Annotated in this window: 14 protein-coding genes; 7 read left to right on the forward strand and 7 right to left on the reverse strand. The window is 75.7% G+C overall.

Translation table 11 applies throughout. The features are described 5' to 3' along the window. The first annotated feature begins 4 nt into the window (after positions 1 to 4). The 3 genes from V6U89_RS03120 to V6U89_RS03130 all read left to right on the forward strand — a co-directional run bounded on the left by V6U89_RS03120 (position 5) and on the right by V6U89_RS03130 (position 3401). Positions 5 to 1375 (forward strand): FAD-dependent oxidoreductase, encoded by a 1371-nt coding sequence (locus tag V6U89_RS03120; protein ID WP_334569065.1) that lies wholly within the window; start codon positions 5 to 7, stop codon positions 1373 to 1375. Between the two features lie 83 nt (positions 1376 to 1458). Beyond that, positions 1459 to 2406: an endonuclease domain-containing protein gene (locus V6U89_RS03125; protein ID WP_334569404.1), complete on the forward strand. Its 948-nt coding sequence runs from the start codon at positions 1459 to 1461 to the stop codon at positions 2404 to 2406. A gap of 128 nt (positions 2407 to 2534) precedes the next feature. After that, positions 2535 to 3401: an aminoglycoside phosphotransferase family protein gene (locus V6U89_RS03130; RefSeq protein WP_334569067.1), complete on the forward strand. Its 867-nt coding sequence runs from the start codon at positions 2535 to 2537 to the stop codon at positions 3399 to 3401. A 29-nt stretch (positions 3402 to 3430) separates the two neighbouring features. On the opposite strand, the gene V6U89_RS03135 is transcribed toward V6U89_RS03130, so the two are convergent. Beyond that, positions 3431 to 4240, reverse strand: coding sequence for an Fpg/Nei family DNA glycosylase (locus V6U89_RS03135; protein ID WP_334569068.1), 810 nt, complete (start codon positions 4238 to 4240; stop codon positions 3431 to 3433). A 117-nt stretch (positions 4241 to 4357) separates the two neighbouring features. On the opposite strand from V6U89_RS03135, the gene V6U89_RS03140 reads away from it, so the two are divergent. From V6U89_RS03140 to rocD, 3 genes are all read left to right on the forward strand, one after another. Further along, entirely contained in the window at positions 4358 to 5158 is an 801-nt protein-coding gene (locus tag V6U89_RS03140; protein WP_334569069.1) for a thrombospondin, read from the forward strand. A 343-nt stretch (positions 5159 to 5501) separates the two neighbouring features. Further along, the gene (ddaH, locus tag V6U89_RS03145) at positions 5502 to 6317 is read left to right on the forward strand and encodes a dimethylargininase (RefSeq protein WP_179805910.1); all 816 of its coding nucleotides are present in this window, start codon (positions 5502 to 5504) and stop codon (positions 6315 to 6317) included. Beyond that, complete coding sequence (rocD, locus tag V6U89_RS03150; RefSeq protein WP_334569070.1) at positions 6314 to 7528, forward strand: ornithine--oxo-acid transaminase; 1215 nt, start codon at positions 6314 to 6316, stop codon at positions 7526 to 7528. Before ddaH ends, rocD begins: the two co-directional genes overlap by 4 nt. 61 nt (positions 7529 to 7589) lie before the next feature. On the opposite strand, the gene V6U89_RS03155 is transcribed toward rocD, so the two are convergent. Together V6U89_RS03155 and V6U89_RS03160 are read right to left on the reverse strand one after the other, a co-directional pair. Next, a complete protein-coding gene (locus V6U89_RS03155) occupies positions 7590 to 8741 on the reverse strand; it encodes an FHA domain-containing protein (protein ID WP_334569071.1) in 1152 nt (383 codons plus the stop codon). Then, entirely contained in the window at positions 8738 to 9031 is a 294-nt protein-coding gene (locus V6U89_RS03160; protein WP_334569072.1) for a 4a-hydroxytetrahydrobiopterin dehydratase, read from the reverse strand. The genes V6U89_RS03155 and V6U89_RS03160 overlap by 4 nt, the downstream gene beginning before the upstream one ends. A 214-nt stretch (positions 9032 to 9245) precedes the next feature. On the opposite strand from V6U89_RS03160, the gene V6U89_RS03165 reads away from it, so the two are divergent. After that, on the forward strand, positions 9246 to 10016 hold the full coding sequence (locus V6U89_RS03165) for a hypothetical protein (RefSeq protein ID WP_334569073.1): 771 nt from the start codon (positions 9246 to 9248) through the stop codon (positions 10014 to 10016). A 66-nt stretch (positions 10017 to 10082) separates the two neighbouring features. On the opposite strand, the gene V6U89_RS03170 is transcribed toward V6U89_RS03165, so the two are convergent. The 4 genes from V6U89_RS03170 to V6U89_RS03185 form a co-directional block, all read right to left on the reverse strand. After that, positions 10083 to 11129 carry a fatty acid desaturase family protein gene (locus V6U89_RS03170; protein WP_334569074.1) on the reverse strand — a complete coding sequence of 349 codons (1047 nt, stop codon included), beginning with the start codon at positions 11127 to 11129 and terminating at the stop codon, positions 10083 to 10085. A gap of 120 nt (positions 11130 to 11249) precedes the next feature. Beyond that, on the reverse strand, positions 11250 to 14909 hold the full coding sequence (locus V6U89_RS03175) for an SCO7613 C-terminal domain-containing membrane protein (protein WP_334569075.1): 3660 nt from the start codon (positions 14907 to 14909) through the stop codon (positions 11250 to 11252). A gap of 78 nt (positions 14910 to 14987) precedes the next feature. Next, entirely contained in the window at positions 14988 to 15443 is a 456-nt protein-coding gene (locus tag V6U89_RS03180; protein WP_334569077.1) for a pyridoxamine 5'-phosphate oxidase family protein, read from the reverse strand. Between the two features lie 117 nt (positions 15444 to 15560). Continuing rightward, entirely contained in the window at positions 15561 to 16187 is a 627-nt protein-coding gene (locus V6U89_RS03185) for a glyoxalase (RefSeq protein ID WP_334569078.1), read from the reverse strand. Positions 16188 to 16189: the final 2 nt, after the last annotated feature.

The raw sequence follows: 16189 nt of genomic DNA on the forward strand, positions 1-16189 counted from the left end.
CACCGTGGCACAACGGCTGATCGTCATCGGCGGGGACGCCGCGGGCATGGCGGCGGCGTCCCAGGCCCGCCGCCGTCGCGGCCGCGACGACCTGGAGATCGTCGCGTTCGAGCGGGGCCACTTCACGTCGTACTCGGCGTGCGGCATCCCGTACTGGATCAGCGGGACGGTCGAGGACCGCGACGACCTGATCGTCCGCTCCCCGGCGACGTTCCGCGAGGAGCACCAGATCGACGTGCGGACCCGCACCGAGGTCACCGGCATCGACCTGGAGCGCCGCGAGGTCGTCGCCCGCGACCTGGACCGCGGCGGCGAGGTCCGCGAGCGGTTCGACACCCTGGTGTACGCCACCGGCGCGGTGCCGACGAAGCCCGACTGGGCCCGCGACGACGTGGGCGGGGTCTTCGGGGTGCAGACCCTCGACGACGGCGCGGCGGTGCGCGACTGGCTGGACGCCGAGCCGAAGCCACGCCGGGCGGTGGTGGTCGGCGGCGGCTACATCGGGGTGGAGATGGCCGAGGCGCTGGTCCAGCGAGGACTCTCGGTCACCCTGGTGGAGCAGGGCGAACAGCCGATGTCCACCGTCGACCCGGACATGGCCGCCCTGGTCGCCACGGCGATGCGCGGCCTCGGCATCGAGATCCGCACCGGCGTCCGGGTGACCGGGATCGAGGAGCGCGACGGCCGGGTCGTCGCGGTGGTCACCGACGCCGGTTCGCTGCCGACCGACGTCGTGGTCCTCGGCCTCGGGGTACGCGCCAACACCGCGCTCGCCGCGGCCGCCGGCCTGCCGGTGGGCACCACCGGCGGGGTCCGCGTCGACCGGCGGATGCGGGTGCCGGGGATGGCCGACGTCTGGGCGGCCGGCGACTGCGTGGAGACGCTGCACCGGGTCAGCGGGATGGCCGTGCACGTCCCGCTCGGCACGCACGCCAACAAGCAGGGCCGGGTCGTCGGGATCAACATCGGCGGCGGGTACGCCACCTTCCCCGGCGTCATCGGCACCGCCGTGACCAAGGTCTGCGACCTGGAGGTGGGGCGTACCGGGCTGCGGGAGCGGGAAGCCGCGTCGGCCGGCTTCGAGTTCGTCACGGTGCGGGCGGAGTCGACGAGCCGGGCCGGCTACTACCCGGGGGCCCGCCCGATGACCGTCAAGCTGATCGCCGAGCGTCCCACCGGGCGGCTGCTCGGCGCCCAGATCGTCGGCCGCTCCGAGGCGGCCAAGCGGATCGACGCGCTGGCCGTGGCGCTCTGGAACGGCATGACCGTGGACGACATGACCGCGCTGGATCTCGGCTACGCCCCGCCGTACGCCCCGGTGTGGGACCCGGTGCTGATCGCCGCCCGCAAGGCCGTCGACGCGCTGGCCAAGTAACCGCCCTGTCGACTTCGGGTGCGGTTCTTGTCACCCGAACGACAACCATCGCACCCTAAGTCCGGTGCCATGGCGGGGTGCGGATGCCGAGCGACGACGCGTCAGGGCTGGACTGGCTGCTGTTCACCCAGTCGGGGGTGCTCACGTGGGGGCAGGCGACCGGCGAGCTGAGCCCGTCGGCGGTGCGGCACCGCCTCGCCACGGGACGCTGGCACCGGATCTGCCGAGGGCTGCTCCGGGTGGGCGACCCGCACGCGGCGTTCCACCGAAACCAGCAGTGGTGGGTGGCGGTGCTCGCCGCCGGGGAGGACGCCGTCCTCGCGGGACTGGCCGCGGCGCAGGCCGCCGGGCTGCGCGGCAACTGGCGGTACGAGGTCGTCGACGTGCTCGTGCCCCACGGCCGGCGGGCGGCGGACCTGCTGCGTCGGCTTCCACCGGGGCTGCCGGCCGTTCGGGTCCGCCGCACCCGTGACCTGCCGGCCGAGGACCACCAGCGCGGCCACCCCGATCGGACCGGGATGGCGCGTTCCCTGGTGGACGCGGCCGGGTGGGCCCGCACGGACGACCAGGCGCAGGAGATCCTGGCGGCCGGCTGCCAGCAGCGCCGGGCGACGCCGGACGAGATCGGCGTGGTGCTGGAGCGGATGCCACGGGCCCGTCGCCGGCTCCTGATCCGGCAGACCCTGCGGGACATCGCCGGCGGAGCCGAGGCGCTGTCGGAGATCAACCTGGTCCGGCTCTGCCGGCGGCACCGGCTACCCCTCCCCGAGGGGCAGGAACGGCGGCGCGACGCCGACGGGCGGGTGCGTTACCTGGACGCCTACTGGCGGCGATGGGGCCTGCACGTCGAGGTCGACGGCGGGCACCACATGGACGTCCGGCACTGGGCGGCGGACCTGCGCCGGCAGAACCGGATCTGGATCGAGGGCGACCGCATCCTCCGGTTCACCGCCTTCGACGTCCGTCGCCGGCCCGACGAAGTGGCGGCCGAACTACGCGCCGCGTTGACGGCCGCCGGTTGGCGCCCCTGACCGGCGAGGTGTGGGTGCGTTTCCTGTCGTCGGGGCGACAAGAAACGCACCCGAAGCCGGCATCGCCAGGCCGGCGAGGCGGCGGAATGGGGTGGGTCCGGCGCCGCCGGGGCGGGCAGGATGGCCGGGTGGAGATTCCGGAGCGGTTGTCCTGGGTGCGTCGCACGCCAGTCGGGCGGGACTGGCTGGCGGCGCTGCCCCGATGGCGGGACGAGTGCGCCGAGCGCTGGTCCCTGCGGCTCGGGCCGCCGTTCCCGTACGCGTTCGCCTCCCTGGCGATGCCCGCCACGCTGCCCGACGGCACCCCGGCGGTGCTCAAGCTCCAGTACCCGGACGAGGACAGCCGCCGCGAGGCCGACGCGCTCGCGCACTGGGCCGGCGGCGGGGTGGTACGCCTGCTCGCGCACGACCCGCGACGGCGGGCGCTGCTGGTCGAGCGGTGCCTGCCCGGCTCGCCGGTGCACGAGCTGCCGCCCGACGAGGCGCTGGACGTCGTCGCCGGGCTGCTGCCCCGGCTGTGGCAACCGGCCGACGGGCCGTTCACCACGCTCGCCGAGGAGGCTGCCGGCTGGCGCGCGCGGCTGCCGGTGAACTGGGAGCGGGCCGGCCGGCCGTACGAGCGGCGGCTGCTCGACGCCGCGCTCGGCCGGCTCGCCGACCTCGTCGACGACCAGGGCGAACAGGTGCTGGTCAACCAGGACCTGCACGCTGGCAACGTGCTGCGCGCGACCCGCGAGCCGTGGCTGGTGATCGACCCGAAGCCGCTGGTCGGCGAGCGGGAGTTCGGGGCGGTGCCGATCGTGCGCGGCCCCGAGCTGGGTCACTCGCCGGCGGCGCTGCGGCGGCGGCTCGACCGACTGACCGGCGCGCTGGGGCTGGACCGGGACCGGGTCCGGGGCTGGGCGATCGCCCAGACGCTGGCCTGGAGCACCGACGGGGAGGTCGTCTTCCCGAACCAGGTCGAGTCGGTCCGCTGGCTCGTCGACGGCGACTGAGCCGGGCGTCGACCGCGACTGGGCCGAACTCAGCCGGCCTGGCAGGTGGGGCACCAGTAGAGGTTGCGGGCGGCCAGCACGCCCCGGCGCACCGGCGTCGCGCAGACGTGGCAGGGGTCGCCGGGGCGGCGGTAGACGTACACCTCGCCGCCGTGCCGGTCGACCCGGGCCGGGCGGCCCATCGCCTCCGGCAGGTGCGCGTCGCGGACGGTGTCGATCCGACCGCGGTCGACGGCCAGCGTCATCAGCTCGACCAGGTCGGCCCAGAGCGCGTCCCAGCCGGCCGGGGTCAGCTCCCGGCCGGGCAGGGTCGGCGGCAACCCCGCCCGGAACAGCGCCTCGGTGACGAAGATCAGCCCGGTGCCGGCCACCACGGACTGGTCCAGCAGCAGCGCGGCGAGCGGGGTGGGGCTGCGCCGGATCCGCGCCCAGGCCCGGCGCGGCTCGGCGTCGGACCGCAGCGGGTCCGGGCCGAGCCGGTCGCGCAGCGCGGCGACCTCGGGCGGGGTGAGCAGCTCGCAGGCGGTGGGGCCGCGCAGGTCGAGCCAGTGCCGGTCGCTGGCGAGCCGCAACCGGACCTGCCCGACCGGGGGCGGCGGCTCCCCCGGCCCGTCGCTGAACCTGCCGTACAGGCCGAGGTGCACGTGCAGGGTCAGCTCGCCGGCGTAGTGGTGCAGCAGGTGCTTGCCGTACGCCTCGGTGCCGTCGAGGACGGTGCCGGAGAGCCGGGCGGCGCCCTCGGCGAAGCGGCCCTGCGGGCTGGCGGCGGTCACCTTGTCGCCGGCGAACAGCTCGGCGTGCCGGGCCGCCAGGCGGTGAATGGTGTGTCCCTCTGGCACGACGGCAACGGTAGCCGGGTGTGGCGGATCGGGCCGCTGGGTACCACAGCGGTGATACGCGTGGCTGCCCACCGGCGCTTCCCGAGGCCTCCACGCATCGATCAGGAGGTGTTCGTGATGAAGATTCCTTCGCTGTCGCGCCGGACCGAGCCGGCGCCCACGACCGACCGTAACGGCGACGGGCGCGTCGACGGACGCGACCGGAGCGCCGTCGACCCGGTCGACCGCCCGGCCGATCCGCCGGTGGTCACCGACCGGGACGCCGAGCAGACGACGTACCGCAGCAACGCGCCGGCCACCGACGGCGAGCGCGACGCCGAGACGGAGCGCCGGGCCGCGGAGCGCGCCGCGCTGGCCCGGGCGGCCACCGCCCGTTCCGAGTCGACCCGCGGCCCCTCCGGCCGGGTCGCCCCGATCGACGACGAGCCCCGGCGTACGACGTCGGACCGGCGCACTGGCGCGGACCGGGACACCCGGCCGGGCACCGCCCTCGCCGACCCGACCGCCGAGCGGACGGTCGACCTGGACCGGGACCGGGACGGCGTCCCCGACCGGGACGAGGCCCGCCGGGAGACCCCGGTGGTCGCCGGCCCGAAGCCGCGGGCGAGCCTGCTGGCCACCCTCGGCCTGATCGTCTCCGTGGTCGGTGCCCTGTTCGTGCTCACCGGCACGCTGGCCGGGTACGGCATCGCGGTCGGCGCGGCCGGCGCGGTGCTCTCCGTCCTCGGCCTGATGGCGACCCGGCGGCGGCACGTCGCCGGCAAGACCGACGCGCTGATCGGCATCCTGCTGGGCCTGGCCGCGGTGGTGGTCGGGGTGGTCGCGATGACCGGCCAGTTCGACTGGCCGACCGCCGACGGCGACTGGGTGTCCCGGTTCCGGGAGTGGCTCGACTCACAGTTTGTCGACCGGTTCTGACGGGCACCTTTCCGCTCGCCGGTGGTACGCCGGCGACGCCCGATCAGTCTGGTGGTTCACCAGCCGGGCACGCATCCTTTCGGGGGCGGCGGTTCGCCGCCCCCGAAGCGCGTCCAGGGGCCGTCACCTCCCGTTCCGGGGGTGGCGGCCCCTTCGGCATCCGGGTGGCGGGCGGGAACGCAACAGATCACCGCACGGCCGACGCCAGACGCAACGTTTCGTCGGCGTACGCAAGCCTCGGCGGTGGATGTCGTCGGCCGATGCCGCATACCGTTGACGGACGGCGCCAGCCCGTCGGCCGAGGTGGCCGGGCGCGCCCGACCCCCAGGAGCAGGACATGACGATGGACGCCATCAGCCAGCGCTTCCTGATGTGCCGGCCGACGTACTTCGCCGTCGACTACGCCATCAACCCGTGGATGGACCCGACCGCGCCGGTCGACGCCGACCTGGCCATCCGGCAGTGGGAGCAGCTGCGCCAGACCTACCTCGACCTGGGCCACTCCGTCGAGCTGATCGACCCGGTCGCCGGCCTGCCGGACATGGTCTTCGCCGCCAACGGCGGCACGGTGATCGACGACAAGGCCATGGCGGTGCAGTTCCGCGACCCGCAGCGCGCCGACGAGGCCCCCGCCTACCGCGCCTGGTTCGAGGCCGCCGGCTTCGAGATGTACGACCCGAAGCACGTCAACGAGGGCGAGGGCGACGTCCTGCTGGTCGGCGACTACCTGCTGGCCGGCACCGGCTTCCGCACCGCGCACGCCTCGCACGCGCAGCTGCAGGAGGTCTTCGGCTACCCGGTGATCACGATGCAGCTGGTCGACCCGCGCTTCTACCACCTGGACACCGCCCTGACCGTGCTCGACGAGCGGACCGTGGCGTACCTTCCGGAGGCGTTCTCCCCCGGCAGCCAGGCGGTGCTGCGCCGGCTCTTCCCGGACGCGGTGCACGCCACCATGGCCGACGCCGAGGTGCTGGGGCTGAACGCGGTCAGCGACGGCCGGCACGTGGTGCTGCCGGCGCAGGCCACCGACCTGGCCGCGAAGCTGCGGGACCGGGGTTACGAGACCATCGGGATCGACCTGTCCGAGCTGCGCAAGGCCGGCGGCGGACCGAAGTGCTGCACGTTGCGACTCCGTCAGGGAAAGGCGAGCAAGTGATCGAGGACATGCTGCGGACTCCGGCCGCGGTACGGGACGCGGAGAAGCACACCGCGCACAACTACCACCCGCTGCCGGTGGTGATCTCCTCCGCCGAGGGCGCCTGGCTCACCGACGTGGACGGCCGTCGCTACCTGGACTGCCTCGCCGGCTACTCGGCGCTGAACTTCGGCCACCGGCACCCGACGCTGATCCGGGCCGCCCACGAGCAGCTCGACAAGCTGACGCTGACCAGCCGCGCGTTCATCCACGACCAGTTCGCCGACTTCTGCAAGGAGCTGGCCGAGCTGTGCGGCAAGGACCTGGTCCTGCCGATGAACACCGGCGCCGAGGCGGTCGAGACCGGCGTCAAGGTCGCCCGCAAGTGGGGCTACCAGGTCAAGGGCGTCACCCCCGGCCAGGCCAACATCGTGGTCGCCGAGGGCAACTTCCACGGCCGGACGACCACCATCGTCAGCTTCTCCACCGACGAGGACGCGCGCGCCGACTTCGGGCCGTACACCCCGGGCTTCACGGTGGTCCCCTACGGCGACCTGGACGCGCTGGCCGGCGCGATCGACGAGAACACCGTCGCCGTGCTGCTCGAGCCGATCCAGGGCGAGCAGGGCGTCGTGGTGCCGCCGGAGGGCTACCTGCCGGGCGTCCGCCGGGTCTGCACCGAGCGCAACGTGCTCTTCATCGCCGACGAGATCCAGTCCGGCCTCGGCCGGACCGGGCACACCTTCGCCTGCGACCACGAGGGCGTCGTGCCGGACATGTACCTGCTGGGCAAGGCGCTCGGCGGCGGCATCGTGCCGGTCTCCGCGGTCGCCGCGAACGCCGATGTGCTGGGGGTGCTGAAGCCGGGCCAGCACGGTTCGACCTTCGGCGGCAACCCGCTGGCCTGCGCGGTCGCCACCGAGGTGGTCCGGCTGCTGGCCACCGGCGAGTTCCAGCGCCGCTCCGCCGAGCTGGGCGCGCGGCTGCGCGCCGGCCTGGAAGGGCTGCTCGGCAAGGGTCTGGTCGCCGTCCGGGTCCGCGGCCTCTGGGCCGGGGTGGACATCGACCCGGCGCTGATGAGTGGCCGGCAGGCCTGCGAGCGGCTGATGGAGCGCGGCGTCCTGGCCAAGGACACCCACGGCTCCACCATCCGGCTGGCCCCGCCGCTGGTGATCACCGAGGAGGAGATCGACCACGCGGTGGCCCAGCTCGCCGCCGTGCTGGCCGGCTGACCTCGTACGCGCGAAGCGGGCGTCGGGACCACGGTCCCGACGCCCGCTCGTCGTTGGTGGGTCAGTTACGGGGCAGGCGCATCGCCATGGTGGGCGCCTCGGCCATCACGGAGGTGGGGGTGAACGGGGCGCCGGTGGGCAGTTCGCCGGCGCGACCGACCTGGACGCCCGGGTAGAGCTCGACCATGTCGGCGCCGCCGAGCACCCGGGACTGGTTCGGCGCGAGCGGGATCCGTTCCGCCTCGGTCATCGACCCGTGCGGGCGGATGCCGGAGCCGTTGGTGCTCACGTCGGTCACGATCACCTCGCCGACCCGCAGCTCCAGCTTCAGGTGGCTGCGGCTGATCCAGCGCCGGGCCTCGTCGTTGAGCCACTGGCCGAGCACGATCCCGCCGCTCGCCTCCGGCGCCCGCCCGACGAACACCGGCTGCTCCTCGGTGAGCACGAACCGCCGCCGGACCAGGCCACCGATCCGGACCGCCAGCACCTCGGTGCGGGGGCGCGGCCCGGCGTCACCGAGCCGGGCACCGTGCCGGGGACAGGTCGGCACCCCGTTGCGCAGCGCGGGTGGCGGCTGGCCGGCCGGCGCTCGCTCGACCCGGGCCAGGTCGGCGAAGGCGCCACCGCCCCCGCCGCCGCCGAAGAGGGCGCAGCCCGGCTCCGGGCAGCGCCACTGCCGGGCCAGCAGCTTCGCCCCGACCGGCGAGCGGTCCCCCTCGACCGGGGTCGAGCCGCCGCCGACGTGCGCGACGAAGACCGGACCGCCGGCGCCGGGCACCGGCGCGAGCACCCGGCCCGGCTGCTCCACCAGCCACGGGAACCGACCGCGCAGGCTGTCGAACCGGACCCGGGTGAGCACCGGCAGGCCGAGCAGGTCGGCCACCTCCAGCATCCGGTCGCCCGGGTTGTCCAGCACCTCGACCAGGCCGTCGTCGGCCCAGCGCCGGACCACCATCCGCTCGTTGGAGGTGAGGTCGGCGTCGGAGAGCAACGCCCGGTGCACCACGGCGTAGACCGGGACGCTGTCCTCCTCCAGCTCGCGGGAGAGGGCGTCGATCACCATGCCGAGCCGCAGCAGGCTGGCCGGCCGGCCACCGTCGAGGTCCTGGTAGCGGATCACCTCGGCCAGGTCGAGGACGGCCCGGGCCAGGGACGGGTCGGTGCAGACCCGCCCCTCGATGGCGTCCAGCACCTTGCTGATCTCGAATCTCATCGGGCGCTCCGGACGATGTCGTCGATCTGGCGCGCCAGCTCCACGTCCCGGTCGGTGACCCCACCGGCGGAGTGGGTGACGCAGCGGAAGGTCACGGTCCGCCACCGGATGTCGATGTCGGGGTGGTGGTCGAGGCGCTCGGCCACCTCCGCCACCCGGTCGACCACGGCGATGGCGGCCGGGAAGCTGCCCAGCTCGACGGTGCGGCTGATCTGGGTCGGGTCACCCGACCAGTCCGCCAGCCCGCCCAGCTTCTCTCGCACCGCCTCGGCGGTGAGCAGGTCTGTCATGGCCCGACCCTACCGGCACCGGCCTGGGCGGGCCCGACGCGCCGGAGGCGGGTCGGGATCGGTTGACCGGGTGTGCCGGGCCGGGCACCGACGGCGACGGCGGACGGACATCGACACCCGACTGTCGCATTCGCCCGCTACGCTGACCGACGGCCCGGCCGGTGGCGGGCAGCACGCGCCGCACCGGCCCACCCTTCACGAGGAGAAATCCACAATGAACACTCGACGGCTGGCGACCACGGGGGTCGCGCTCGTCGCCGCGCTGGGTCTGCTGACCGGCTGCGGCAACCAGGACGGAGCGGACACTCCAGCCGCCGGCGGAAGCGCCGCGAGCGGCGCCCCGAGCAGCAGCGCGTCGGTCGCTCCGCTCGACGAGCTGACCGCCGCCGCGCTCAAGCTCAACGAGGACAGCGTCCGGGCCACCATCACCTCGTCGGTGCTTAGCGGCGGTGGCCTGATGGACCCGCGGACCAAGGCGATGGACATGACCCTCGACATGGGCAGCCAGGGCAAGGTCCGGATGATCACGCTCGGCGACGACGCCTGGATGAAGATCAGCGGCATGGCGGGCGCACCGAAGAAGTGGCTGCACATGGACGCCACCAAGCTCGGCGCCAGCGGTCAGATGAACCTGATGCCGGACGGCGACCCGGGCGGCGCCAAGCAGATGATCAAGGGGGTCACCGAGGTCGAGAAGACCGGTGAGCACGCCTTCGCCGGCACTCTCGACTATACGAAGGCCAAGCCGGACGACAAGGGCATCAAGGCGCTCGGCGCCAAGGCCAAGGCGGTGCCGTTCACCGCGAAGACCGACGACCAGGGCCGGCTGATCGAGCTGGTCGTCGACACCACCGTGCTGTCCCCAGCGGCCGGCAAGCTCAAGACCACCTACACGGACTTCGGCGCGGCCGTCGCCCCGCAGAAGCCGCCGGCCAGCCAGACCCAGGAGGCCCCGGAAGAGCTGATCAAGGCGTTCGGCGGCTGACCGCCCCGCACCCCGACGCGACGGGGCGGCACCGTGACCGGTGCCGCCCCGTCCTGCGTACGAGGGTCAGCCGCGCAGCGGCCGGCCCACCTCGTGCAGGTGTGCCAGCGCCTGCCGGTACGACTCGACCAGCCCGGTCTCGACGTACGGCACCTCGCGCTCCGCGCAGTACGCCTGCACGATCGGCTGCGCCCGGCGCAGGTTGCCCCGGGGCATGTTCGGGAACAGGTGGTGCTCGATCTGGTAGTTGAGCCCGCCCAGCGCCACGTCGACGAACCGGCCGCCCCGCACGTTGCGCGAGGTGAGCACCTGCTTGCGCAGGTAGTCCAGGTTGTCTGCCTCCGTCGGCATCGGCATGCCCTTGTGGTTCGGGGCGAACGCGCAGCCCATGTAGAGACCCCAGAGCCCCTGGTGGATGGCGATGAAGGCGAGCGCCTTCGCCGGCGACATGACGGCGAAGATCAGCCCCAGGTAGCCGACGGTGTGCGCGACGAGCAGCAGCCCCTCCACGCCCCGGTGCCGCATCGGCGTGGCCCAGCCGCCGCCCGACCGGCCGACCAGCGCCCGGATGCTGGCCACGTGCAGGTGGAAGCCCTCCAGCAGCAGCATCGGGAAGAACAGCCAGGCCTGCCGCCGGGCCAGCCAACGCAGGTAGGGCGGCGTCGCCGCCGCCTGCTCGTACGTCCAGACCAGCGCGCCGCCGCCGACGTCCGGGTCCTCGTCGGTGTGGTTGGGGTTGGCGTGGTGCCGGTTGTGCTTGTCGACCCACCAGCCGTAGCTGAGCCCGACCGCCAGGTTTCCGGCGAGCAGACCGGCCAGTTCGCTCGGGCCCCGGCGGCGGAACATCTGCCGGTGCCCGGCGTCGTGGCCGAGGAAGGCGACCTGGGTGGTGGCCACCGCCATGCCCACCGCCATCAGCAGCTGCGCCCACGAGTCCCCGACCGCGATCACGGCGGCCCAGCCCGCCAGGAAGAAGCCGGCGGTCAGCGCGATCCGCGCCGCGTACCGGCCGGGACGGCGTTCCAGCAGGCCGGCCTCGTTGATCCGTCGGGACAACACTGCGTAGTCACTGCCGCGTCGTACCGGTTGGTCCGCCACCGCTGAAGGCGCCATCTCCACTCCCAGTCCTCGGTCGGGGCCGCACCCGTTGGCGGGCCCTCCTTGATTCTCGCGGCGGCGGTTGCGCCTGGTAATCATGGCAACACCCCGATTCGTGGTGGTGTTGCCCCTACCTCAGCCCATCCGTCCGACGGCCGCGCGCAGCCGGGTCAGGTCACGCCGCCGCCGCTCGTACGTGGCGGCGAGGGCGATCAACGCGAACCCGCCGACGGCCAGGAAGATCCACCGGGGCAGCAGGTCCCAGCCGCGGACCAGCTCGTGCAGGGCCAGCAGGGCCAGCGTGGAGCCCCCGAGCACTACCGGCGCCTGCCAGCGCCGGGTGGCCCCGGCGAGCACCACGGCCAGCGCGGCGACCCCGAGCAGCAGCCGTCGCCAGGGCTGGGGCTCGGGGGCGACCAGCACCGACACCAGGCCGGGCAGCAGCCCAGCGGCCAGCCCGGGACCGAGCGCCAGCCAGCTGGTCAACCCCGGCCGGGTACGCAGCGCGACCACCCCGGCGACCAGCGCCAGTCCCGCCGCCGGCAGGGTGTACGCCTCCAGCAGGACCACTGAGCCGGCGGCGAGCAGCAGCCAGGCGCCGAGCAATTCGCTGCCGCCGGCGATGCCCGCGAAGGCCCACCGCCGGCCGGCGGACTCGCCCCGCCGCAGCACCCGTGGCGCCACCGCCGCACCCCACAGCACGCACACCGCCGCCGCGTGGCGCGGGGCGGACGCGGTGAGCAGCAGCGCCACCAGCGCCACGGCCTGGGCCGCGCCCTCCGCCGCCCGTCCGGTCACCGGCGTGCGCCGGGCCAGCGGCGGCGCGGCGTACAGCACCGCCACCGCCACCGCGAGCACCGCGAAACCGGCGGTCCGCAGCGGCAGCCCCGCGGCCAGCGACGCGGTCACCGCGAAGCCGGTGGCCGCGGCGACCGCCACCAGGCAGCCGGCCAGCCGCACCTCGGCCCGCCGCCCGGCGACGCCGGCCACCGCCGCCGCCACGACCAGCAGCGCCAGGCCGGCGAGGGTGCCGGGCCGGGTGGCGAGCAGCCCGGTCAGCCCGGCCAGGGTCCAGAGCGCCCCCACCGGCACCGCGACCGCGCCCAGCAGGGGACCCGGGCGCCGCAGCGCGGCGGCCAGCAGGGCGGCCAGCCCGGTGCCCAGCGCCACCGCCGGCACCACCGGCCAGGGCGCGCCGGCCGCCGCCAGCAGCACCGGCAGCGCGGCGGCGGCGAAGGGCAGGGCCAGCAGGGCCGGGACGGCCGCGCCGCCCCCGGTCCGCCGGCCGACCAGCCCGGCGGCGACCGCCAGCACCAGCAGGGCCGCGCCGCCGGCCCACCCGCCGGGCAGCGGCCCGGTCGCGGGTACGCCCGACCAGGGCTCGACCGGCCCGTCGTACGGGGACAGCAGCGCCGTCACGGCCACCGGGGCGGCGGCGAGCGCCGCGACCACCGCCAGCGCGGCGGCCGCCACCCGACCGACGGCCGACGCCGGGGTGCCCCGGTCGACGGCCACCAGCAGCAGCGCGGCGAGCGCGGCGTAGAGCGGGACCGGCTCGGCGGCCGGTACGACCACCGGTGCCAGCCCGAACACGGCGAGCGCCACGGCGGCGGCGGCCGAGGCGTACCCGTCGAGGTCGGGCCAGCGGCGGCGGACCGCGCCGAGCGCGACCAGTGGGACCACGGCGGCGGCGAAGCCGGCCCGCAGCTGCCACCAGGGGGCCGAGCCGGCGGCGAGGAGCGCGACGACCGTCCCCGCCGGCACGGCGAGCAGCGCCACGGCCAGCCCGCCCCCGGCGACGGCGCGCTGCGCCGGGGCCCCCCGGCGGGCGAGGGCCGGCACCGCCAGCCCGGCGGGCAGCAGCACCCCGAGCGTCACCAGCATGCCGCCCGGCGCGGCCAGGGCCACCAGCAGACCGTGCCCGAGCAGCGCCGAGCCGGCCAGCGACCCGACCACCACGGTCGGGTTGCGGCGAGCGGGCCGGACGACGGCCAGCACGAGCGCCACCCCGACGACGAGATCGATGGCGAGCGCCGCCGGCCACGGCGTGGCGGCCACCGCCGGCAGGGCGGAAGCGGTCAGCGCGACACCGCCCAGCGCGGTCACCGGGCGGGCGGCCCGGGGCAGCAGCAGTCCGATCGCGGCAGCGGTCAGCGCTACGGCGACCGGAAGCTGCCAGCCCCAGCCGACCGCCGGGCCGGCCGCCGCGCCCCGCCACCCAGGCAGCGACCGGGCCACCGCGCCACCGGCGACCAGCAGAGTGGCCAGAACCACCACCTGGGCCAGCGCGCCGGCGACGAGCAGGGCACCGACCCGGGGGCCGGAGCGCAGCCGCGCCGGGACCACCCGGGCCGCCCCGGCCAGGGCGGTGGTCACCAGGGCGGCCGCCACCAGCAGCACCCCGGGTCGCAGCTCGACCACCGGGCGAAGCAGCGCGGCGGCCAGCAGCGGCACCAGCAGCGCCGCCGCTACCTGACGGAACACCCGGCCACCGGCGGCCCACGCCGCGCCGAGCAGGACCAGCCCCACCAGCAGCAGCGGCGCTCCGGCCAGCAGCGGCCGGCCGGCGGCCCGGCCCCAGGCCAGCGGCACCAGCGCGCAGCCGGCGGCGAGCGCCGTCGCGGCACCGAAGCCGAGCCAGGCGAGCACCTGTCCGGCCCGCACGACGGCCGGGACGCGCGGCCCGGCGACCGGTCCCCCACCGGCCGCCGGCCCCCCGATCCGCGCCCCCGGCCCAGTGGCCGGCGTCCCCCCGCCGACCACCGCCGGCCCCCCACCGGCCCCGGCGGACACCGGCTGGCCCGTGGCCGTGCCCTGGCCCGCCGCAGCGGCGGGGGACGGCACCCGACCGGGCTCGGAACGCTCGGCCGGCGCCTGGTCCACCGCATCGGCGGCCGCACCGGGCGAAGCCGGGGCGGCGACCGAACCGGGAGGCACCGGACCGGGCTCGGCCGGCGCCGCGGAGCGGCGACGCAGCGCGACCACCACCACGAGGTCGAGCAGCGCCACCCCGAGCAGGACCAGGGCCCATCCGGCGGCATCGGGGCGGGCCGCCACCGCCGCCAGCGGCAGCACCGGCTGCGCGACGAGGAGCGCCGCGAACCAGGGCACGGTCAACCGGCTGAGCCGGGCGTACCCGGCGGCGATGGCCGCGCCGGCCCCCCCGACCAGCGCGGCGTACCGGGTGCCCGGCCAGTCGGCCACGCCGAACAGGTCCACCGTCCAGGCGGCGTACCCGTCGAGGACCACCAGCAGCAGCCCCACCGCGGCGAAGGTCTCCGCGGTGCCCCGCAGCCCGCGCCGCGCCGCGACCAGCGGCGCGGCCAGGGCCAGCACGGTGACGGCGGCCAGGATCGCGGCCCGCCCGGCGACCCCGACGGCGGCCCAGGCCACGGCGGTGAAGACCACCGCCGCGGTGCCGAGCAGCAGCCCGCCGAGGACGAACAGCAGCCCCTGCACCGTCCGGGTGGAGGTCTCCGGCCGGCCCGGCGGCGGCGGAACCGGGGCGGGTCGGGCCGAGACCGGCGGCGGACCGGCCGGCACCGGCCGGGCGACCTCCGCGCGGACCCGGGCCGCCAGCTCCGCCCGCCGGCGCTGCGCCGCGAGCAGCCGACCGGCGAGCCCCTGGTACGCCTCGCGGACCCGCTCCACCTCCCGACCGAGCGCACGGATCTCCGCGTCCAGCCGGATCACCTCGGCGGCGGGCGGGTACGGCGGGCGGCCGCAGCCGGAGCAGCCGCGGACGAGATCGGCGGGCGCGCCGCAGCCGGGGCAGGGGTAGCCGGTGTTCTCCACCCGGCCATCCTCGCGGCCGGGCCGAGGCGCGCCCAGAGTGCGCGTACTTAGGTGTACCGGTGGGTTTCCCGGCGACGGTCAGCCGAGCCAGCGGCCGTCGCGCATGAGGACCCGTCCCCGCATCTCGTTCACCTCTCGCCAGGCCTGGATGCGCCGCGGCCGGATCAGGAAGTACTGGTAGGGCTCGTCGAGTTCGCGCGGGTCGAAACCGGTCGTGGCCGCGAACGCGTCGCCCAGCTGCGGGCCGAGGTCGGCGATGGCCACCGGCTCGGCGGTGCCGTCGACGACGACGACGTCGCGCGTCGGCCCGAGGCTGAGCCGCACCCGGCCGTCCGTCAGCAGGTTGCGGCCGGTGACCGAGGCGCGCGGCGTCGAGATGAGGAACGCGCTCCCGTCCCAGAGGTACGAGAGCGGGATGAGGTGGACGCCGCCCGGGGAGCCCGACGTCGCGACCCAGAGGTCGACCTCGCTCTCCAGTTTCGCGCGGGTGTCCCGCAGCCTCGCCTCAAGCCCACGCGGCGGCGCGCCGGTCATGCTTCCTCCAGTCACCTCGTGGCGAGCCCCTTCCTTCAGGGGAGGGGCTCCGTCGGTCATCGGTCGGTTCGCCCGGCGGCCGCCTCGTGATCGGCCGCCGGGCAGGGCACGCAGCCGTCAGGGCGTGGGTGCCAGCGAGGCGGCCTCCCAGGCGAACCCGTCCGGGTCGGTGAACGGGCCGGCAGCGCCGCCGATCATCAGCCGGTGCGAGCCGGTGCCGTCGGGAGCGACGCCGACGTCCTTGGCCAGGGCACGGCGCCGGTACAGCGCCAGCTTGACGGGACTCGACCCGGCAGCGAACTCGACGTACCTGCGGCTGAAGCTCTTCGCCACGGCGAGGCCGCGCTCGACGTAGAACCGCTTGCTCGCGGCCACGTCCGCGACCCCGAGCAGGAGCACCATCTCGTCGATCTGCCGGGTGGCCGGGCCGGTGTCCTTCTTCGCCGAGGTCGCGACCTTCCAGATCGTCCCGTCCGGGGCCTGTACGACACCGCCGTAGCCCCAGAGCGACTTGGCGGCCGGCTTCAGCGACGTGGCACCGGCGTCCAGGGCGGCGCCGATGAAGCCGTCGACGGTGGCCGGCTGGGACACCGTGAGGGCCAGCAGGAACCCACGGAAGCCGGTCGTCGGTGCCGCCGAGGCCCGCAGGCGGATCTGCGTGTCCAGCCCGAAGGCGGCGGTGTAGAAGCGCTGGGCGGCCGTGGGATCGGGCACCTCGAGGGTGACGGATTCGATGTTTGCCATGG

The sequence above is a fragment of the Micromonospora sp. CPCC 206171 genome, assembly GCF_036906755.1.
Taxonomy (GTDB): domain Bacteria; phylum Actinomycetota; class Actinomycetes; order Mycobacteriales; family Micromonosporaceae; genus Micromonospora; species Micromonospora purpureochromogenes.